Genomic DNA, 20,399 nt, shown 5'->3' with positions numbered 1-20,399 from the left:
TCACTCGCGCCAGCGCAACATGGCAGGACCCGTGAGCAGCACCCGCACGAAATCGGCCTGCCGCCCCACGCCGACCTTGACCGCCGCCGATTTGAATTGCGAACGCGCGGTATGGATGGACAGGCCCTGTCTCTCGGCGAACTCCTGCAGGGTCCAGCCATTGATCAGCGCCTGGGCTAGCTGAGCCTCTGCCAGCGTGAGCCGGTACAGATTGCGCAGCAACTCCTGCAGCGAGGGAATGCTCAGCGCCGGATCGCTGATCAGCAGCATGGCGGCGCTGCGCTCGCCATAGGGGCTGCTGTGCACGGGCAGCGGCGACACCATGACCTGCAACTGCTGTCCGGCCAGCCCTGTGAAGCGGCTGGCCCGCCCGTGCTGCTGCCCCTTGCCCAACCCCGTGGCCACACAGTCGCGCATGGCTTTGTGCAGCCAGCGCTGGTCTGCGGCATTGGTGGCATGCAGGCTCTCATCGGCCCCGCGATACATCAGCTGGCTCTGCTCCATCAGGCGCAGGGCCCGTGTGCTGGCATGCATCACGGTCGCATGTTCGTCCAGAAGAACCACGCCCAGCGGCAGATCCTCCAGCACGGACAGCGATGCATTGAGCAATGCCTGGGTGCGGTACAGGCGTCGGTGCATCGCAAACGCGGTCTGCAGATGCGGCATGAGCTGCTGCACAAGGCCCAGCTCTTCGGCGCTGTAGGCACCCACCGCATGCGGCCTGACGACGGTGATGTTGAACGAGCGATCGTGCTGGTTGTCGACCACGGCCGCGCAGGAATAGAACAGATCCTGAGGCTGCAGCCAGTCGCCATACCATTCGGTACCCGGCAGGCTCCGGTCGGGAAACAGGGTGGAGGAATTCACCACCGTGCCCGGTCTATGCAGGCTCTGGTCCTGCAGCCAGACATTGCACTGGCAGTAGTGCTCGGCAAAGCTTTCGAGTTCGGCGGCGGCAAAGCCCTGGCTGGCGCCGAAAGTGCCGAAGCCCCCGTCCAGATCCACCGTCCGCTGCGCGAAGTCGTTGGCCCAGATCACACTGGCCGGCGAACGCAGGGCCGCACCGAACAAGGCCAGAAAGCCCTGCCAGCGAGCCGGCTCCAGCGCCGACTCGTAGATGGCCGCTATCAATGCAGGAACCCTCTCCTGCAACATCAAAGACAGATGCGCTACCGCCATAGAGCCCCCTTCCAAGGCTCGCCACAGCAAGCGCCTGATGGCCCTTCGCCGGGGATCTATTTCATTTACTCACACTTTGAAATCACTGCAAACCCTTCACCCATTTTGGTGATGTTTTCGCGACAACAAGTGCTTACAAACAAGGCAACCACTCTCAAGCAAAGGCTGTCATGTCACAAGCACCCACCACCACACCCTTCATCCGCCGCTCAGTGTCCCTGGGCGCCCTGGTCCTGATTGCCTCCATTGCCGGCTGCGGCGGCGGCAGCGACAGCACTTCTCCCGCACCATCGCCCGCTCCGGCACCCGCCACCACCTCGGTCTCCACCACCGTGATCGACGGAGCCCTGCAGAACGTCAAGGTCTGCCTGGACAGAAATGACAACGGCAGCTGTGACAGTGGAGAGCCCAGTGCCGTCACCAATGCCTCCGGTCAGGCCAGCCTGGAAATGCCCGAGTCCGATGTGGGCAAGTACCCGATTCTGGCCCTGGTCACCAGGGACTCCGTGGATGCGGACACCGGCGCCGTTCCCGTGGCCTTCATGTTGCGAGCACCCGCCGATCAGCCTGGTGTCGTCAGCCCGCTGAGCACCCTGGTCCAGGCACACAGCCAGGCCACGGGCAGCAGCACCAGCGATGCGGCAGCAGCCATCCAGAGCCAGCTGGGCCTGGGCACTTCGGCGCTGGCGGATTTCACCCAGGACGGCAGCAACGCCGGCAAGCTGGCCGCCACCATGGCGCGTCTGATCGTGGTGACCACCCAGACCCAGCTCACCAACACGGCCGGTGCCACAGGCGTCGACGGCGCGCCGCTGACCTCGGTGCAGCTCAATGCCGCCGTCAACAGCGTGCTGCTGCAGCAGTTGCAAACACTGGCCACGGCCGTGCTGGACAACCCCGCCCTCAGCGACACCAGCACCTCCATGAAGGACAAGCAATCCGCCATGGAAACCGCCGCCCGGCAAGTTGCCGGCGCTTCGGGCGTCACGGCCGGCAATGTGGGCCTGATCGCAGCCATGCAGTCGCAATCCAGCAGCCCCGAGGCCGGTGGCCCCGCGCCGAGCACTCAGTTGCGCTGGCTCAGCTTTACCGACACCAGCAACTACTACATTCGCGCCTTCGAAGCCACGGCCGAACAGAACACGCCCGATGCCAACGGCAAACGCTATTTCACGGAATTCCGCGAGCGCGTGGTCGGCGGCCAGGAGCAGCCCTGGACCCGGCCGCAGGTCTATTGGACGGGCAGCGAATGGTTTGCCTGTCCCACCGATTTCTTGCAGCAGGTCACCAGTCTCACCAGCGGCGAGGCCGAATCCCTGTACTGCAAGAGCCTGGCCAGCCGAGCCAAGCAGAGCGTGCGCAATATCGCCGGCCTGAAGATGCGCGATATCGTCACCGAAATCCGTTCCGCCCCCTGGCAGGACGCGGCCGATGGCAGCTTTGCCAACTGGGGCCCCAGACCCGATCAGGTTCCCGCCGACACGACCTTCCCCAGCGGCTCCACGCTCAGCTATCGCACCGTCACCGACCTGGGCGGCAGCGACTACTACCTGAGCAACAACGGCAACCGCGCCACCATTGCCCGTGTCGACGCCCCCAACAACCCCGACTCCAGCACCTGGCGCAGCGCGACGCTTGCGGAGTTCATCGCCTGGAACGCCGGCGACTTCGCGCCCAACATCTCGGCCGCCGATGTGCACGGCAACAACTCGCGCGTGCTGGTCAGCCGCCGCGACTATCTCAAGCCCGATGGCAGCGCTGCCTACAAGCGCTATATGGTGGGTTTCGAGAACGGCGGCGAGCAGCGCGCGCGCTTCTATGAATGCGAGGGCGATATGAGCACCTTGCCCAACAACCGGACCCTGTTCATCAACGGAGTGTCCACCTGCAAGACCATCCTGGTCAGCAACTACAGCATCGCCACCCAGGCGGATGCCAAGGTGCTGCGCTTCACGCAGGAGCCCACCCAGCTCAATGTCAGCAACTTCCAGAACTACCGCCTGTTCGTCGAACGGGGCGGCATCACCTATGTCGGCTATCGGGACAAGCAGATGGTCAGCAATCAGCAGCGGCTCAATGGCACGGCCGCCGATGCGCTGCTTGCCGCCCTCGGTCTGAACTGATACCAGGCCCCGCCTGGCTGCACAGCCCACCTCTCGGTGGGCTTTTTTCATGCATGGCCTCAGCCAGCAGCGGTCATTGAGCCTTTGCCAGAATCGTTGCCATGCTTGAAAACCTTCGCACCTCCGTCCAGCCCTATGGCGGCGATCTGTTTCTGCTGCTGATCGCCCTGGCTGTCATCAGCCTCGCCGTGCTGTTCAACCTCAAGGCCCGTCTGCCCGTGGACCAGTTGCGCCGCGTGATCCGCATGGCGGCGCTGGTGGCCTTGCTGGGCTCGGTATTCGCCATGCAGGCTGGCAGCACCTACTACGCCATGGCAGCCGTGCTGCTGGCCTGGGGCGTGCTGGTCGGCATTGTTTTTGGACGTGAAATCGGCCGCAAGCGCTGACCCAGAAAACGCTGCAAGCTATCAAAACCATAAAGATCAATCGCCATGAAATCCCTGAACAACGTCAAGCTGTCCATGCTGGACCTGGTCGCCGTGCGCGAAGGCGGAACGGTGGCCGATGCTCTGCAGATTGCCGTGCGCACCGCGCAGCAGGCTGAAAAGCTGGGCTTCACCCGCTACTGGCTGGCCGAGCACCACAATATGCCGGGCATTGCGAGTTCGGCCACGGCCGTGCTGATCGGCCACATCGCAGGCGCCACGCAGAAGATTCGCGTGGGCTCGGGCGGCATCATGCTGCCCAACCATGCACCGCTGGTGGTGGCCGAAGCCTTCGGCACGCTGGCCGAGCTCTACCCGGGCCGCATCGACCTGGGCCTGGGCCGCGCGCCCGGCACCGACGGCCCCACCATGCGTGCGCTGCGCCGCGACCGTGTGGAGACCGAGGAAGACTTCCCCCGCGATGTGCAGGAGCTGCAGCGCCTGCTGGGCGACGACCAGGATGGTGCGCGCATCATCGCCATGCCCGGTGCCGGCACCCATGTGCCCATCTGGCTGCTGGGCTCCAGCCTGTTCTCGGCCCAGCTGGCCGCGCACCTGGGCCTGCCCTACGCCTTTGCCTCGCACTTTGCGCCGCGCATGCTGCACCAGGCTCTGGCCATCTATCGTCAGACGTTCAAGCCCAGCGCCACACTGGCCAAGCCCTATGCCATCGTCGGCGTGCCTGTGATTGCGGCGCCCAGCGATGAAGAAGCCCAGTTCCTGGCCAGCAGCACCTACCAGCGCGTGCTGGGCATTCTGACGGGTAACCGCAGCCGCCTCATGCCACCAGTGGAGAACTTCTGGGAACAACTGGACCCGCGTGCCCAGTCGGCCATCGGCGACTTTCTGGCCGTGGGTGTTGTCGGCGGGCCTGATACCGTGCGCCAAGGCCTGCAAAAGCTGGCCGATGAAACCCAGGCCGACGAGTTCATGATGGTCAGTGATGTGTTCGACGCCGCTCTGCGCCTGCGCAGCCTGGAAATCACGGCTGGCGCGTTCCGGTAAAGCCCAAGGCAATCGCCCCGGCGCAAGGCACGGGGCGATATATCCTCAGACATGAGGTGGCAGGCGGTCACCTGCACACCGCCATACGGCTCATTCGGACAGCTGCATCTTCACCAGTTCCGGGTTGGCGGCAATCTCGGCTTCCGTGAACGGCACCTTCAGCCACTGCTGTGCGCTGTAAGCCTGGGTGTAGTCGCCGTAGTGTGGCGAAGCCGGATCGTCGGACAGAGAGAAAGTCAGGAAGGTGTAGGCGTCGACTCCGCCCTTCGGAAAGGAGACCACCTGCATGTACGAATTGCCGTGCGGCTGGTTGTCCATCGCGTAGCCTGCCTGGTTCAGCGCCGCCTGCGAGCAATCGACGGTAAAGTAGCCCACCGCACTGCAACCGCCAAACAGCGGCAGGCGCTGCGCGCTGCGCGTCACGTACAGCACGCTGCCGCGCGCTGCGTCGAACGCAATGCCGCTGGCCTTGACCGTGGCGACTGCGGCATCGAATGCCTTGCCGATCTGCGCCGCCGCTGCGGGGTTGATATCTCGCGGTGTATTGAGCGGATCCGCCGGATTGAACTGAACCTTGTAGAGCGTGGCCTCGGGCACGGACAGCGCGATCAGGTTCGTCCAGAACTCATCCCACACATGCGAGCCGGTCGAAGTCTTCGATCCCTTGCCATCCCACGCGGCCAGTGCAGAACAGGCCGGAGCACGATCCCCACTGGCGCTGGATCCGCAAACCAGCGCCAGGATCTGGTCCTTGAACTGCGCCGACTGCACCCGGCTATCCAGCACCATCTGGCGCACGATCTCGCTGGTGGCAGATTTCCCTGCATAGCCATCGGAGCCTGCCAGACGTTGCACGGCCATGGTATGGCCGAGCCGGGTGCGCAGCGATTGCGACTGCGTGCCCGCCGGTCCGAAGATCGCCGGGAAGCCCGTCAGCGGCTGATTCACATTGCTCAGCCAGTAGCTGTCGTTCATATTGCCCACGTAATCGTCACGCATCAGCGTCGGCATGCGGCTCACGCCGATGGCCCCGGCCTGCACCGAATCGGTATCGGTCACCCACTTGCAGGCCGCGCTCGCACCGCTCAAGACCGGCACGCGCGGCAGCGCCACAGCTGCGGCGGCACTGAACGGCGTCGTGCAGGTTTTGAGCAGCGCATCCGGTGCATTCGGCACCGCGCCCAGATCGGCATACCAGGCCTGCTTGCTGTCCCTGCCCACGGCGACCGTATTGACCCAGGGAATCGCCGCTTCTTCACGCTGGATCCGGGTGAACTCGTCCAACGACTTGGCCTGGTTCCAGCGCATCCATGTGCGCAGCGTGCGGTAGTTTCCGGCATTGATGTCGCGGATGGCGACAGCGCTCTGCGCGGTCCAGCCCATGGCCGGATTGAGACTTGCAAGATTGACGATGGGGCCATGCTCGGACTGGTACATTGTGCGCGTGACCTGATCCACACCGCCATTGGCATTGCGCACGCCGATGGTGACATCCTTGGCTGTCATCGGCACGGATTGGCCGTCCATCATGTAGCGCGTAGGATCCTTTGGATCCAGGCCCAGCACGAAGAAACCGAAGCGCCGTGCGGTGGACACCGTGTGGCTCCAGGCCACGTTGTTGTTGAAGCCGATCTGCACGATGGGCAGGCCCAGGAAGGCCGCGCCACTCGCGTCCACCTCGCCGTCGATGGTGAGCTGCATCTGATAGAAACGATCTGGCCCCTTCCAGTACCAGTGCGGGTTGCCGAACAGCAGTGGACTGTCTCCGGCCGTGCCGGTGGTGCCGAAGCCGTACACGTTGCTGCCGATACCGGCCTTACCGCCGACCTGCAGTTCGGGCGCCTTCATGGCTGCCAATTGCAGGCTTGCCGACTTGGCGCTCGCCGTCTTGGTCACCGGCGGCTGGGCATTGGCGATCGCCGCCACGAAATTGGCATATCCGCCAGCCAGCCCTGCTGCATAGGCACGGCGCCATATATCGTTGGCCGTGATGGGCTGTACCCAGTCTTGTGAACCACAGGCGGCATTGGCCTTTGACTGACCCGACTTCACCTCCTTCACATAGCGGTTGTAGCCGGCAGCGAAGCCCTCCACCATCCTGATCAGCTTTTCGGGCTGTGCGGCCTCCATGGCGACGATGTTTTCGTCGGAAATCACCTGCCGGAAATAGAAATCGGAGTCGATGTTGCGCGGCTGCGCAATGGTGCTGTTGTAGACCGCCAGGGCTTCGCCGCCGAAATGGCGGGAACGCTCGCCGCGGTAGGTCAGCATCGAATCGGCGATGGTGCACAGATTGTCCTGCGCCTGCGCATACCCAACGCCGTAACCCAGGGAGCCCCAGTCCTTGGCCTTGATATGTGGAACACCCATTGTGGTGCGCCGGATCTCGGCGCTGAACTTGCTCTCTGGCGGCTTCACAGGTGAATCCGAGCCGCCGCAGCTTGCCAGCAAGGCTGCGGCGGCGGCAATTGAAGAAAGGGCGAGGTACCGTGCGTACCCGACTCGATGAATGGGCATGAAATTGTCTCCGTTGTCGTTTTGAGGAATAGCACGACCGTGCCATTCAACAAACCATCTTAGGTGTTACAAAATCTTCAGACCCGGGGTAAATTCCCAATGGTTCTTCTGCGGCCTGCATACTTCCCTCAGCCTCCACTGCCCGCACAGGCCGCTGCTCTGCGCCCACTCCGCGCTGTGATCCGCTCTCCGCGCGGGGCACCATCGAGATGATCCTTGCAGCCCATCTCTGTCCTGAACTCCGGCAGTTCCACAAACCGTCGATAGCCAAGAAAGCCCACGCCATGAGTCGTTCCGCCCGCCTGTTGCAGCTGCTGGATGCCCTGCGCCGTGCACGTCTGCCACAGACCGGGCCGCAACTGGCCCAGGCGCTGGACGTGAGCCTGCGCACCATTTACCGCGACATCGCCACCTTGCGCAGTCAGGGCGCGGACATTCTGGGCGACCCCGGCATAGGCTTCGAGATGCGGCCCGGCTTTCTGCTGCCGCCCCTGATGTTCAACGCCGACGAGCTGGAGGCACTGCTGCTGGGCGCGCGCTGGGCCAGCCTGCAAGCCGATCCGCAATTGGCCCAGGCCGCCACCGCCGCCATGGACCGCATACGCTCGGCACTGCCTCTGGAGCTGCGCATCGCCGTCGACACCAGCGGCCTGCTGGTTCCCAATATGCAGACAGACCCTCCGGCCGAGCCCTGGCAGGCCGCGCTGCGCCGCGCCATCCGCGCCGAACACAAGGTCGTGCTGCACTACCGGGACCAGCATGGCGTGCCGAGCCAGCGCCGGGTCTGGCCGTTTGCCATGGCCTACTTCGAGCGCAGCCGCGTGGTCTCTGCCTGGTGCGAGTTGCGCCAGGCCTTTCGTCACTTTCGCGCCGACCGCGTGGACGCGCTCGAAGATCTGGGCGAACGCTATCCACAGCGACGTCAGGCCCTGATACAGCGCTGGCTGGAAGAAACCGGCTACACGCTGGATTGAGCGGCGCTGCTGACAGAAACTGTCAGCCCCCGCTCCTACATTGGCTGCATGGCGTTTTTGCCATGTCACAACAGCCCGCCAAGGAGAACCGCAATGTCCACACCTCACCAGCCCAAGCTGCGCTTTTTCAGCAACCCCAGATCACGCGCCCGCATGGTGCGCTGGATGCTGGAGGAGTGCGGTGCCGACTATGAAACCGTTGACCTGGAATTCGGACCCGAGATGAAGTCGCCCGAGTACCTGTCCATCAACCCAATGGGCAAGGTCCCGGCGCTGCAGCATGGCGACGCCGTGGTCACCGAGACCGGAGCCGTCCTTGCCTATCTGGCCGAGCTTTTCCCCGAGAAACGACTGGCCCCGGCGATGGGCAGCACGGAGCGCGCCAGCTACTTTCGCTGGCTGTTCTTTGTCGCCGGGCCGGTGGAGGCCGTCACAACCGCCCACAACGAAGGCTGGCTGAAATCGCAAACGCATCAGCAGGCCATGAGCGCGGGCTTTGGCCGCTTTGACGATGTGCTGAACACCTTGCTGCATGCGGTGGCCGGCAAACGCTATGTCTGCGGCGACCACTTCACGGCCGCCGATCTGTATCTGGCCAGCTATATCGGTTGGAGCATGATGGACGGCAGCTTGCCCAGACGGCCCGAATTCGAGGCCTATGCCACGCCGCTGTTGCAGCGTGCAGCCTCGGTGCGCGCCGACGAGATCGACGGCGATATGCAAGCCGCAGCCATGGCGCCAGTCGTTTAAAGGTTTTGGCCCGCAGCGACCGTCCGTCAAGAGCAGGGCCATCAAAACCTATAGCAAACCGCTGCAAACCACTCAGCGTGCCAGGTAACCGCCGTCGACCGGGTAATAAGCACCCGTCACAAACGACGCGCGGTCACTGGCCAGCCAGGCCACCAGTTCGGCAATCTCCTCAGGCTGGCCCAGGCGTCCCATGGGGTGGGCCGCCACCAGCGCCGCATGCGTGGCCGGGTCCTGCTCCAGACCGCTGATCATGGGGGTCTGGATAAAGCCCGGCCCCACGGCATTGACTCGCACGCCCCGGGCCGAATATTCGAGTGCCGCCGCCTTGGTCAGGCCCAGCACGCCATGCTTGGCCGCCGTATAGGCCGCAGAGTTGGCAAAGCCCACGGCACCGAGGATGGACGCCATATTGATGATGGAGCCACCACCGCCCTGCAGCATGGCGGCAATCTGGTATTTGCAGGCATAGAAGACACCCGAGAGATTGACGCGCAGCACCTGCTCCCAGGCATCGAGTGGATAGTCGGCGGTTGGCGCGCTGGCTCCGCCGATGCCGGCGTTGTTGCAGGCCACGTCCAGCCTGCCGAAGTGGCGCATGGTCAGGGCCACCAGCGCTTCATGATCCGCCGGGCTGCCGGCGTCGGCGCGCAGATACTGTGCCTCGGCACCCAGCTCTCGCACCAGGGCCGCGGTCTCCTGGCCCTGCTCCTCGTTGAGGTCGGCCAGCACCACCCGCGCGCCTTCCCGGGCCCATGTCAGCGCCACACAACGGCCTATGCCGGATGCAGCCCCCGTCACCAATGCAACCTTGTCCTTGAGCATCAAAACCTCGCATTCTTGAATCGGCAGACCATTGTGCCGACCTCACCCGCGGCAGCCATGACCTGCGTCAAGCCGGGTTCGCTCTCCCCAACGCCGAAGTGCTGACATCATTAGTCGCTACCATCTGCACCAACCCCTCACCCGTCAGATCGATTCGCGCATGCCCGCCTTTACCTTTGAAGCCCTGGATGCCCAGGGCCAGACCCGCAAGGGCACCCTGGAAGCCGACAACGCCCGTGCCGCGCGCAGCCAGCTGCGCAGCCAGGCCCTGGTGCCGCTGCAGGTCGAGCCCGTCGCCGCAGGCAAGGGCCAGGGCCGCACCGGCGCTTCCGGATGGTTCACGCGCCCGGTCTTCAACTCCACCAGCCTCGCGGTATGGACCCGCCAGCTCTCGGGCCTGGTCAGCTCCGGCCTGCCCATAGAACGCGCACTGGCCGCTCTGTCCGAGGAAGCCGAGGACGAACGCCAGCATCAGCTGGTTGCAGCGCTGCGGGCAGAGGTCAATGCAGGCTCCAGCTTTGCCAGGGCGCTGGAACAGCATCCACGCGAGTTTTCCGATATCTTCTGCGCCGTGATCGGCGCCGGAGAATCCAGCGGCAGCCTGGGTCCGGTGCTGGAAAACCTGGCCGACGACCTGGAGGCGCGCCAGGCCTTGCAGTCCAAGCTCATCGGCGCCTCGCTGTATCCGGCCATCGTGACGCTGGTGGCCATCGTCATCGTGATCTTTCTGGTCAGCTATGTGGTGCCGCAGGTGGCCGGCGTGTTTGCCGGCACCAAGCGTGCGCTGCCGTTTCTCACCGTGGTCATGCTCGGCATCAGCGACTTTGTGCGCCACTACGGCTGGTTCATGCTGGCCGTGGTGCTGCTGGCTGCCGTGGGCTTTCGGCTGGCTCTCAGGAACGAGGCATTCCGCGAGCGCTTCGATGCCCAGTGGCTGCGTCTGCCGCTCATAGGCCGGCTCTCGCGCAGCTATAACGCGGCGCGCTTTGCCGGCACGCTGGCCATGCTGGCCGGAGCGGGCGTGCCCATTCTCAAGGCCTTGCAGGCCGCGGCCGAGACGCTGAACAACCGCGCCCTGCGCGCCGATGCCATGGATGCGCTGGTGCTGGTGCGCGAAGGCGCGCCACTGGCCTCGGCCCTGGCTCAGAAGAAGCGCTTTCCGGGCCTGGTCGCCATGTTCGCCCGGCTGGGCGAGCAGACGGGCCAGCTGCCGCTGATGCTGCAGCGTGCCGCCACCCAGCTGTCCACCGAGGTCCAGCGCCGTGCCATGCACCTGGCCACGATCCTCGAGCCGCTGCTCATCGTCGTCATGGGACTGGTGGTCATGCTCATCGTGCTGGCCGTGCTCATGCCCATCATCCAGCTCAACCAGTTCGTCAAATAGGCCGGCCGCGCCGGCAACGGTGCGGAAGCACCCACTCCAGCTTGGCGCAATTCTTGCTTTCTTTTAGTGCATTGCGGGTTTTTTCCGCAATTTCGCACCAATAAATAGCAAATTTCAGCTGGAGCGTTTTCATGCAAGCACTAAAACAGGGCGCGGATGCCCTGTTCATTCTGATGGGCGCCGTCATGGTCCTGGCCATGCACGCCGGTTTCGCCTTCCTGGAACTGGGCACCGTGCGCCGCAAGAACCAGGTCAATGCCCTGGTCAAGATCCTGGTCGACTTCTCGGTCTCCACCGTGGTCTATTTCGCTCTCGGCTATGGCGTGGCCTACGGCACGCACTTTTTCGTGGGTGCCGAGCAGCTGACGGAACTCAACGGCTATGGCCTGGTCAAGTTCTTCTTTCTGCTGACCTTCGCGGCCGCCATTCCCGCCATCATCTCGGGCGGCATCGCCGAGCGCGCCAAGTTCTGGCCCCAGCTGATCGCCACGGCCATGATCGTGGGCCTGATCTACCCCTTCTTCGAGGGCATTGCCTGGAACCAGCATTTCGGCGTGCAGGCCTGGATCAAGGCGCTGACCGGCGCCGAATTCCACGACTTTGCCGGCAGCGTGGTGGTCCATGCCGTGGGCGGCTGGATCGCCCTGGGCGCCGTGCTGCTGCTGGGCCCGCGCCGCAATCGCTACCGCCAGGGCGGAGCGATTGCCGCCACGCCCCCCTCCAGCATTCCCTTCCTGGCGCTGGGCGCCTGGATTCTGATCGTGGGCTGGTTCGGCTTCAATGTGATGAGCGCCCAGAGTCTGGACAAGATCTCCGGTCTGGTCGCCGTGAACTCGCTGATGGCCATGGTGGGCGGCACGCTGGCAGCCCTGGCCGTGGGCAAGAACGACCCGGGTTTTGTGCACAACGGCCCGCTGGCCGGCCTGGTCGCCGTCTGCGCGGGCTCGGATCTGATGCACCCCCTGGGGGCGCTGGTCGTGGGGGCCGCCGCCGGCGCCATCTTTGTCTTCATGTTCACGCTGACGCAGAACAAATGGAAGATCGACGATGTGCTGGGCGTGTGGCCGCTGCACGGTCTGTGCGGCGCCTGGGGTGGCATTGCGGCGGGTATCTTCGGCACGCAGGCACTGGGCGGGCTTGGCGGCGTGCATCCGCTGGCCCAGCTCATAGGCACGCTGATGGGCGTGGCCTGGGCGGCCCTCGGTGGCCTGCTGGTCTACGGCCTGCTCAAGAAGACCATGGGGCTGCGCCTGAGCCAGGAGCAGGAATTCGACGGAGCCGATCTGTCCATTCACCACATCAGTGCCACGCCCGAGCGCGAAGCCAACTGGTGAGGGCGCGGCGGCCTGCGTATCATCAGAGCTTGTCTGCACATCCGATTGAAGCCGTACCGCCATGGCCATGACCCTGAACGACAAGCTCGTCGTCGCCATCTCCTCGCGAGCCCTGTTCGATTTCGAGGAGGAAAACCGCCTCTTCGAGGACAGCGACCCGGCGAGCTATCTGCGCCTGCAGCGCGAGCGGCTGGACGTGCCTGCCGCACCCGGCGTGGCCTTCTCGCTGGTCAAGAAGCTGCTGGCCTTCAACACGGAAGGACAGCAGCATGTGGAAGTGGTGCTGCTCTCGCGCAACGACCCCGTCAGCGGCATGCGCGTCTTCCGCTCGGCAAAGGCCCACGGCCTGCACTCCATACAGCGCGGCGTATTCACCCAGGGGCGCGACCCTTTCGGCTATCTGCGCCCGCTGGGAGCCCAGCTGTTTCTGTCAGCGAATGCCGATGACGTGACCCAGGCACTGCAGCTGGGCTACCCGGCCGCCCATGTGTTCACCGACTCCATGCGCGCCAGCAGCAGCCATCCCCGCGAAGTGCGCATCGCTTTCGACGGCGATGCCGTGCTGTTTTCCGTTATGTCGATGTATCAAGAACACTAGCCATAGATTGCCAACATCGGGAGGATCGCTAATAATTCAAATTATTGGAACTTCTTTTTTTATTGATGCAACATAGCCGTAGCTACTCGGTGAACTTCACGCCTAACGGTGAATTTGCATCGAGGTACCCCGCACTAGCGCATCTCCCCTTCATCTTGGACTCGCGCCCCAGCTACCACCGGCTAGGTAACGCGTACTTGGTTGAACGTGGCTTAGGCCTCTGGGGACCAGAGAGTCGGAACCAAGTCCTGACCGGCCGCATCCCCACCGCCAAGTCAATGCTCAGTTACGCGCAATGGCTTGCGAATTTCTTAGAGTGGGCAGATAAGCGCAAGGTCGACCTCAAGACATGTGACTACGCCACACACATAGTCGGCCTCTATCAGAAAGAGATGCTTGAAGGCCTCTGGTCGCGCGATGGTTACGGTCTCGCACCAAGCACGGTGAATCTGAGGGTTCAACAAGCGTGCGACTTTTTGACGTGGATGGCAGACACAGGCAAGCGGGTAACCTTCCAGATACCGTACGACACTGCAAAGCTGAGAATCGGCTCAGCCACAAGCTCAATTGGTCACCTGGGTTTTAACGTTCGTGTACGCAAGGGAAAATTGCGGCGACCGACGCGTACTCTGTGTATGCCAACAGATGCGCAGGTGAAAGCGTGGCTTGAAAGCGTCCATGAAAAGTATGGACCGACTTACGGCCTTATGTGCGAAACGGTCTTGTTTACTGCAATGCGACGCGAAGAAGTCGTATGCCTCCGCCACGACACCTTGCCCGAGAACCCCAAAGACTGGCTCATCGCGAACCCACTCGCCCCCCCTGCGCAACAACAAGTTCGCATCACTATCCGATACGGCACAAAGGGTCCAACCTATGGCCTGGACAATGGGGACAAGATTGGTCCAGAGCGAGACATCTTGATCCCCCTGAGCCTTGCTCAAAGCTGGGATCACTATCGCTCTAATGCCCGGAACCAAGCTTTTGCGGCGCGCATGAAACGAGTCAAAGGGGCGGCACGGGTTGCGCTTGCAAAGAGCGCTGTGCACTTATTCCTCCGCGCTTCAGATGGGATGCAGTTCCAAGGCCCTGAGCTATATAACGCGTGGACAGGAGCCCTGCCTCCCATCAATGGCTGGTCTCCCCACCAGGGAAGACACTGGTGGGCATGCTCTGTACTTTGGCGAGAGCTGAAGAAGCACCAGCACACGCCGCACTTGAGCAATGAGACTACGGCAGCACTGCTTGAGAACACTGCCCTGAGCATCATCAGACTTCAAGTCCAACCGCAACTAGGTCACGCCAACGAAGCTACGACGATGGTGTATCTGCGATGGGTGATGGACATGCTCGCGGTACCGGCCTCACTTGAAGACGACGACGAGCCGTCAATAGGCACTAAATAAGCAAGGACTGATATGAATATCCGTACGAACACGAATACGAAGGATCACCTAAGCCAGAGTGTCACAACACTACACCCTTCACCTGTAGAAGGCTCAACTACTCTGCCTCATGAAAAAGAAGCGCTTCGCTTTTATACAACCCATAAGACTAAGCCCCGCATAGTAGATCTCAATGTTTTCAAGACTGGTCAAAGCATTTCTTCAAGCAATGATAGCTGGAAAGAGCCATTTTCCGGCCGACCTGAACTGATAGCACAGCTTAAACCTGCAATTATCGACCGTGCAATTCCATTAGCACATAAATCGGTGGACCAGATTTTGGCTTCACTGCGTGCATGGTGGCGGATATTTGATTCAGTCGAAGCCATGACGGAGGGAACAGCACCCCCAATTACTTCAGTTTCCCAAATTACTGACCTGCATCGCCAAGTTGCTTTAGACAGAGGAATTGGGCGATTGGAGTTCGTCAATTTCTTTCAATTAGCGAACACAACTCGAATTGCTCTAGGATTAAAACCACTGTACTGGCTAGCGCCGTCATCGAAACCTGTCAACCGACATCTACCTTCAAAGTGGCAAACCGACGTAATCCGTCAACAACTTAAACGCCACTGGTTCTCTGTGCTTGACCGATGGTCATTGGCAGACGATTTACGAAAACAATGTAGCACTGTAGTTGAGCACGACGCAGACCCGGAGACTCACAAGGAGCAACAGCGCCTACTGCGTAATTACAAGTTATTCGACTCGGTTGTAGAGAAAACTGGCGATCCGCGACCATCAGTTAGTTCGTTACTGCAAGGGGTTTCCGCCCAGACCTTCTATGAACAAGGCTTCAACTACAGCGATATGCTGTGCGGCAGCTATCCTGACAGCTTCGATATCCGCGTTGCTTTTCATTTATGTATGGCCACCACTGGCTGGAATCCCGCAGTCTTACTAAGTCTTGATGTCACGACTTCAATTATTGAAAAGCATCCAAAAGACCCAGGGCGATACATTCTCCGCGGAACAAAGGCTCGGTCCGGTGGGGCCGAACAACTCAGCGAAGGGCTGCTGAAGTCCCAAGGAAGTGCAGGATTCATCATACAGGCACTAATAGCTCGAACGAAGTCGCTTCGTGAGTCTTTGATTAATGACCTGCATGTGTACAAAGCGAGTTTGGCAGAAATGAAAAGCACGTCGCACACAGCGGTCGACCTTGAATTGATGCGCGTACATATCACATCTCTAGAGCAGGGAACAAAATCCCCTTGGATTTTTGTAAAAAAAAATGGTGATGATATTCTTTGGCTGACCGACGATAATTTCTCGGATGGTGTGTATAAAAAAGGCATCGGTTACCTTTCTTTTATCGGGAAATTCATCGCAGAGCTTAATTTAAATAGACCTAAAGAAAATCAATTATCACCGCTTCGAGCATCGGACTTCCGTGACGCCTATGCAGCAACACAATATCACGCAAGCGGAGGTTCAATTCTCTATGTGATGAAGGCTCTAGGCCATCGCAGCATTAGATCAACTCAAGGCTATCTGAACAATACTTTGCTGAATGATGAACATCAAAAACTGTTCGGGACCTTCAGCGAAGCTCTTTGGAGTGAAATAGCGACCCATCAAAGAGTTGACCCTACAATTATTGCTCAGCGGTCACGCTACGGCAGCATAACTCCAGAGCACCGTAAGCGTTTACAGGATTACCGAACACTGATGCGAAGCCGGGTTGGTATTGCCTGCACAGACCCCACAAACCCTCCACGTCACATCGCCCCCGACTTCGTTGCTGACGGGAAAGCAATGTGCCATGTCCAACGTTGCACACTCTGCCTAGAGAATGCCGTCCTCCTTCCCGATAGCCTTCCCGGCCTTTGCAAGAGGTTAGCTGAGCTGCGGTATCTGCGATCGAAAATGAGCGTAACTGCGTTCCAAGAATCTTCATTTTTAAAGGAGTTGGACAATACAGAGCTTGCACTAATTGCCTTCGACGCTCAAGAATCTACGCAATTGCTTGAGGAATGGGAGCGACGCATTGAAAGCGGAGCACACCGAGTCATTGAGTTTGATTAAAACTCGCAAGAGGATAATCAATGAATAACTTAGTTAAATTGGAAATCAATACCGATCCTTCCGAAATATTCGGGAGAGATTACGAGATAGAGGCAACCCGCAATCGTGGTTTACTGCTCATGCCGGTCCACTCCATTCAACACGCCGATGCCGCTCAACTTATCGCATTGCAACGGATCTTGCAGCACGGCGATACATTAGGTAGATGGGTAACCGCTGATGCATGGGTTCCTTCGTCCAAAAAGAGCTCTGCGTTTTTGTCAATCGACATACGTCGACGTATCGTCCATTTCTTGCCTGCACATCTTCAACGCTTAGCGAGCGATGAAGATCTGATGAGTCATCGCGTTAATCATTCAATCGCGCAGTACTTAGACGAGGCTGTGCTCAAAATAACACGTTATTTGGTGCTTTTGCGTATTGGCCCGGTGGGCCGCGGAAAAAAGGGAGCCCAGCGCACACTTGACCCAAATTCGATCATCTATATTGGCTATAGCATAGCGCCAATTATGTTCGCGCTAGCAATTGCATCGTCCTTTGATGCGAAAGGACAACCAACAGCCGACAGCATCTCTTTCCGATCGCTACGTACGGATGACCTATCTGCACTTTCAGAGAGTCAAAAAAGGCAAGTGCTGGCAGAGTGGCTGCGTATGAAGGAGCTCGTGGATCGAGGACTGTGGACGGATGCACCCAGCATACAGACGGAAACTAGCACGATTGCGATGACTGGAGTCCTTCGCTACACAGCAGAGCCGCGAAAGATCGTTAGTCATCAACCCCTACCTGACGAGTATGTTTCAGAAATGGGTCGTCACAGTCTTTGGCTCATGCGCGTGCTTTTTCCGAACCTGCTCGACATTGGAAAGGCAATAGCAGACCTTTACTCGGAAAAAGGCAGTAATGGAAAGCCCCAAAAATATATAGTCAGCAGCTGTGCTAGAAAGGTGCGAAAGCTACTCTCTACCTTTCGTTGGCTCGACCAAGAAGGCCAAGAATTTTACGCACTTCCCTTCTCGCTGCGTCGACACAAGCTGCGCAGTGAAACTAAATCAGTAAATGGCCGGAATGTTGAAACAGAGGCGTACTGGCCACCAAAAAGTCTTTCAGACGTGATGGGATTGCTCGGGCTCGTGCAAATGGCACACTATTTTATAGTCAGCCTCAGTATGGGAGCCCGCCAATCTGAGGTACTAGGACTACATAGGGATTGCGTCGTACGTTCAGTTGACGGGAGACGCTACGCAAACGGTAAAACCTACAAGCTCGTGGAACGACACGGTGGCGAGTGGAGGGACTGGCAATTACCCGAGGCAGCAGTCGAGGCACTCGCTCAGCAGGCACTGCTCATTGAGACTGCTATGCGGATCGATTATTTCAAAGTGCAGCGGGATACCGATATAGACGCCGTTAGCTCAGGCACGCATCTCTGGGGACAATTGAATGCAGGGAACACTAGTGACCCGGCGAATTCGTCCTTCGAAATCAATTCAGCATTGCGAGCTTATGCGCATGCGATCGGATTGAGTACTGAGCCCGGTGGGCAGCCTCTCCGATCACATCGATTCAGGAAGACACTTGCGCGTCTCGTGGCTTTAGCCTTGACACAAGCTCCGAAGTTGTTGATGGATGTGTTTGGTCATAAATCCATCGAAATGACGCTGTACTACATCCTCTCCGACAAAAATCTTCGTGCCGAAATCGAGACAGTGGCACGTGAGTTGCGCGTAATGCGTGCTAAAGAGGTGGTCGAACGTATGGTCGAGGCGGACTTGGCTTCTAAGGGAACAGAAAGTGCCGACTTAGGCGGCTATGGAGGGCTTGCCGCTGTATCACTGCAGAACGTCATCAGAGAGAATCGTGATCGAGCACACCGTCAAGGTGCCCAATGGGGTGCGAACGACGTTGGAGAATTGGCCGAGCTGCTGACGTTGCAAGGCAAAGCGTGGGAGCAAGTCAGAACAGGTGTGCTCTGCACCAAATTTCCTGGAGAGATTGGACCCTGCAGCAAAAGCAAAGGTCGACCTGAACCCTCAAAGTGTCAGATCAGCTGTAACCATCGCCTCGAAGAAGCCTTCCTACGCGAGGACGTTGAAGGTTCGATTCAAGACGCAGTAGCAGCTTATGAAGCGGCAATTGCCAATGAGGAAAGCCTGACTGCCGCTCACTGGGCCGCACAGGTACGCGCCCATGTACCGCGTTTTTCTGACCTGCAGGCGAAGTGGATGCTCAACGAGACAGTGCGGGAGTTGTTCGCCGACGAATTGGACAAAGTGGTCGAATGAAGAAAACATCAAAGCCAAAGCGCACCCACTCTGTCGATGCTATTGAGCGCATGCGCTCAGCAGCGCTGGCGCGTTATGACTCACAGGCGGCACAGTCTCATGAAAGAGTTCGCCACGTAATGCAAGCCATCCAACAGGAGATGGCCACCAACGACGGTATCTACCCCCATAACAAAGGCGCAGTTTCGATGGCGGAGGTCGCACGACGCGCAGAAATTCATCCCGTCACCTTCCACAAACCTCGCTACCTAGAGCTCGGCAAGGAAGTAAAGACATGGCTTGAGACATTGAAGCAAGGTGCAGTCGTTGGTCAAGGCCGGGTCCGCAAAGAACTGGGGACCCGAATCCAGGAATGGAAGAAGCTATACGAGGACTTACTTGAGACTCACCGCATTAGTGAAACTGATCTTCAGTACGCCGAAGCCAGGCTCAAAGAAGTGCTTTTGGATAACGAGCAACTACGTCAGCAGCTTTCGCAGCAAAAGACCTTGAAAGTTGTCCCGATACGGACAAAAAAGTCTGACTGAGATTTCAATGTAAAAGGTATTAAATGGCATATCCAATTGAAAAAAAGCTAGTTGTTGCCGTCTCATCCAGTGCTCTTTTCGATCTTTCAGAGTCGCATGCGGTTTTTGTAGAAAAAGGCCCTAAAGCCTACAAAGAGTTTCAGGAAGCTAATCTAAACAAATTTCTTGGAAAAGGTGTCGCGTTTCCATTTGTTCGGCGCTTTTTAAACATCAATAAACGCTTCCCGAAGCAATCACCGGTCGAAGTGGTTCTCTTGTCTAGAAATTCTGCAGCCACCGGAAAAAGAGTTTTTCGATCTATTTCTCACTACGGCTTAGATATCTCACGAGCTGCGTTTATGGAGGGGAAATCACCCTACGAATACATCCCAGCCTTCAACGCGTCATTGTTTCTATCTGCTAATGAGGAAGACGTAAAAAATGCCATTAGCAGCAAGTATCCAGCTGGCATTGTTTTACCGAGTACAGTCATCGATGACGAATCCGAGGACGAACTTCGCATCGCATTCGACTTTGATGGCGTGATCGCCGATGACGAATCCGAAGCAGTTTTCAAAGGCAAGGATCTTTCAGCGTTTCGCGACTATGAGGTTGCAAATGCACACATTCCTCACAAGCCAGGCCCGCTGGCCGACTTATTCCAAAAGCTCTCATTCATGCAAAAACTTGAAGATAAAGAGCAGGAAAAGAATCGAGATTACAAACGCATCATTCGGACCGCCATAATTACTGCAAGAAATGCGCCGTCTCATGAACGTGTAATTACCACACTGGAAGATTGGGGGGTCAGCGCAAATGAGACTTTCTTCTTGGGTGGTATGAAGAAGGATCGAATACTTGTTCGGCTAAAGCCACATATGTTCTTCGATGACCAGAAAAGCCACCTTGAATCTGAGGCAGGAGACATACCGATGGTTCATATTCCATTTGGGATTGCAAATAAAATCATCGAATAAGTCTCTCTACAAAAAGGTAGTTGCGCTTGGTGCACGAGAAGCATGTC

At 59.2% G+C, this 20,399-nt stretch carries 15 protein-coding genes and 1 pseudogene; 13 read left to right on the top strand and 3 right to left on the bottom strand.

Annotated elements, in window-relative coordinates; translation table 11 throughout:
• Positions 1–1,179, bottom strand: coding sequence for a helix-turn-helix transcriptional regulator (locus NOX35_RS03885; protein WP_182285642.1), 1,179 nt, complete (start codon positions 1,177–1,179; stop codon positions 1–3).
• A gap of 170 nt (positions 1,180–1,349) precedes the next feature.
• Between NOX35_RS03885 and NOX35_RS03880 the strand changes: the two genes are divergently transcribed.
• The 3 genes from NOX35_RS03880 (at position 1,350) to NOX35_RS03870 (ending at position 4,732) form a co-directional block, all read left to right on the top strand.
• Positions 1,350–3,302, top strand: coding sequence for a hypothetical protein (locus tag NOX35_RS03880; protein WP_256495806.1), 1,953 nt, complete (start codon positions 1,350–1,352; stop codon positions 3,300–3,302).
• 101 nt (positions 3,303–3,403) lie between these two features.
• Complete coding sequence (locus NOX35_RS03875; RefSeq protein ID WP_003058824.1) at positions 3,404–3,688, top strand: hypothetical protein; 285 nt, start codon at positions 3,404–3,406, stop codon at positions 3,686–3,688.
• Positions 3,689–3,733: 45 nt separating this feature from the next.
• Positions 3,734–4,732, top strand: a complete 999-nt coding sequence (locus NOX35_RS03870) for an LLM class flavin-dependent oxidoreductase (RefSeq protein ID WP_182285640.1) — start codon at positions 3,734–3,736, stop codon at positions 4,730–4,732.
• 90 nt (positions 4,733–4,822) lie between these two features.
• On the opposite strand, the gene NOX35_RS03865 is transcribed toward NOX35_RS03870, so the two are convergent.
• Positions 4,823–7,249 carry a penicillin acylase family protein gene (locus NOX35_RS03865; RefSeq protein WP_256495804.1) on the bottom strand — a complete coding sequence of 809 codons (2,427 nt, stop codon included), beginning with the start codon at positions 7,247–7,249 and terminating at the stop codon, positions 4,823–4,825.
• A gap of 284 nt (positions 7,250–7,533) precedes the next feature.
• On the opposite strand from NOX35_RS03865, the gene NOX35_RS03860 reads away from it, so the two are divergent.
• Together NOX35_RS03860 and NOX35_RS03855 are read left to right on the top strand one after the other, a co-directional pair.
• On the top strand, positions 7,534–8,223 hold the full coding sequence (locus NOX35_RS03860; RefSeq protein WP_182285638.1) for a YafY family protein: 690 nt from the start codon (positions 7,534–7,536) through the stop codon (positions 8,221–8,223).
• Between the two features lie 93 nt (positions 8,224–8,316).
• The gene (locus NOX35_RS03855) at positions 8,317–8,973 is read left to right on the top strand and encodes a glutathione S-transferase family protein (protein ID WP_256495803.1); all 657 of its coding nucleotides are present in this window, start codon (positions 8,317–8,319) and stop codon (positions 8,971–8,973) included.
• 72 nt (positions 8,974–9,045) lie between these two features.
• On the opposite strand, the gene NOX35_RS03850 is transcribed toward NOX35_RS03855, so the two are convergent.
• A complete protein-coding gene (locus NOX35_RS03850; protein WP_182285636.1) occupies positions 9,046–9,795 on the bottom strand; it encodes an SDR family NAD(P)-dependent oxidoreductase in 750 nt (249 codons plus the stop codon).
• Between the two features lie 160 nt (positions 9,796–9,955).
• Between NOX35_RS03850 and gspF the strand changes: the two genes are divergently transcribed.
• The 8 genes and pseudogenes from gspF (at position 9,956) to NOX35_RS03810 (ending at position 20,352) form a co-directional block, all read left to right on the top strand.
• On the top strand, positions 9,956–11,179 hold the full coding sequence (gene gspF / locus NOX35_RS03845) for a type II secretion system inner membrane protein GspF (RefSeq protein ID WP_182285635.1): 1,224 nt from the start codon (positions 9,956–9,958) through the stop codon (positions 11,177–11,179).
• Positions 11,180–11,310: 131 nt separating this feature from the next.
• Positions 11,311–12,513: an ammonium transporter gene (locus NOX35_RS03840; protein ID WP_256495800.1), complete on the top strand. Its 1,203-nt coding sequence runs from the start codon at positions 11,311–11,313 to the stop codon at positions 12,511–12,513.
• A gap of 61 nt (positions 12,514–12,574) precedes the next feature.
• Positions 12,575–13,084, top strand: a pseudogene (locus NOX35_RS03835) (5'-nucleotidase); the annotation flags it as partial.
• Positions 13,085–13,308: 224 nt separating this feature from the next.
• Positions 13,309–14,517, top strand: a complete 1,209-nt coding sequence (locus tag NOX35_RS03830) for a site-specific integrase (protein WP_256495799.1) — start codon at positions 13,309–13,311, stop codon at positions 14,515–14,517.
• A gap of 12 nt (positions 14,518–14,529) precedes the next feature.
• Complete coding sequence (locus tag NOX35_RS03825; protein ID WP_256495798.1) at positions 14,530–16,584, top strand: hypothetical protein; 2,055 nt, start codon at positions 14,530–14,532, stop codon at positions 16,582–16,584.
• A 20-nt stretch (positions 16,585–16,604) separates the two neighbouring features.
• On the top strand, positions 16,605–18,869 hold the full coding sequence (locus NOX35_RS03820; RefSeq protein ID WP_256495797.1) for a hypothetical protein: 2,265 nt from the start codon (positions 16,605–16,607) through the stop codon (positions 18,867–18,869).
• Positions 18,866–19,396 carry a hypothetical protein gene (locus NOX35_RS03815; RefSeq protein WP_256495796.1) on the top strand — a complete coding sequence of 177 codons (531 nt, stop codon included), beginning with the start codon at positions 18,866–18,868 and terminating at the stop codon, positions 19,394–19,396. Before NOX35_RS03820 ends, NOX35_RS03815 begins: the two co-directional genes overlap by 4 nt.
• 23 nt (positions 19,397–19,419) lie before the next feature.
• Positions 19,420–20,352, top strand: coding sequence for a 5'-nucleotidase (locus tag NOX35_RS03810; RefSeq protein WP_256495795.1), 933 nt, complete (start codon positions 19,420–19,422; stop codon positions 20,350–20,352).
• Positions 20,353–20,399 lie beyond the last annotated feature (47 nt).

The organism is Comamonas sp. C11, from assembly GCF_024496285.1.
Classification (GTDB): Bacteria; Pseudomonadota; Gammaproteobacteria; order Burkholderiales; family Burkholderiaceae_C; genus Comamonas; species Comamonas testosteroni_F.
The sequence above is the reverse complement of the archived record's forward strand: the minus strand, read 5'-3'. Positions and strand labels throughout refer to the sequence as shown.

Coding starts and splice junctions, on each gene's coding strand:
- NOX35_RS03885 (WP_182285642.1), bottom strand. CDS start 1,179: ATGGCGGTAGCGCATCTGTCTTTGATGTTGCAGGAGAGGGTTCCTGCA.
- NOX35_RS03880 (WP_256495806.1), top strand. CDS start 1,350: ATGTCACAAGCACCCACCACCACACCCTTCATCCGCCGCTCAGTGTCC.
- NOX35_RS03875 (WP_003058824.1), top strand. CDS start 3,404: ATGCTTGAAAACCTTCGCACCTCCGTCCAGCCCTATGGCGGCGATCTG.
- NOX35_RS03870 (WP_182285640.1), top strand. CDS start 3,734: ATGAAATCCCTGAACAACGTCAAGCTGTCCATGCTGGACCTGGTCGCC.
- NOX35_RS03865 (WP_256495804.1), bottom strand. CDS start 7,249: ATGCCCATTCATCGAGTCGGGTACGCACGGTACCTCGCCCTTTCTTCA.
- NOX35_RS03860 (WP_182285638.1), top strand. CDS start 7,534: ATGAGTCGTTCCGCCCGCCTGTTGCAGCTGCTGGATGCCCTGCGCCGT.
- NOX35_RS03855 (WP_256495803.1), top strand. CDS start 8,317: ATGTCCACACCTCACCAGCCCAAGCTGCGCTTTTTCAGCAACCCCAGA.
- NOX35_RS03850 (WP_182285636.1), bottom strand. CDS start 9,795: ATGCTCAAGGACAAGGTTGCATTGGTGACGGGGGCTGCATCCGGCATA.
- gspF (WP_182285635.1), top strand. CDS start 9,956: ATGCCCGCCTTTACCTTTGAAGCCCTGGATGCCCAGGGCCAGACCCGC.
- NOX35_RS03840 (WP_256495800.1), top strand. CDS start 11,311: ATGCAAGCACTAAAACAGGGCGCGGATGCCCTGTTCATTCTGATGGGC.
- NOX35_RS03825 (WP_256495798.1), top strand. CDS start 14,530: ATGAATATCCGTACGAACACGAATACGAAGGATCACCTAAGCCAGAGT.
- NOX35_RS03820 (WP_256495797.1), top strand. CDS start 16,605: ATGAATAACTTAGTTAAATTGGAAATCAATACCGATCCTTCCGAAATA.
- NOX35_RS03815 (WP_256495796.1), top strand. CDS start 18,866: ATGAAGAAAACATCAAAGCCAAAGCGCACCCACTCTGTCGATGCTATT.
- NOX35_RS03810 (WP_256495795.1), top strand. CDS start 19,420: ATGGCATATCCAATTGAAAAAAAGCTAGTTGTTGCCGTCTCATCCAGT.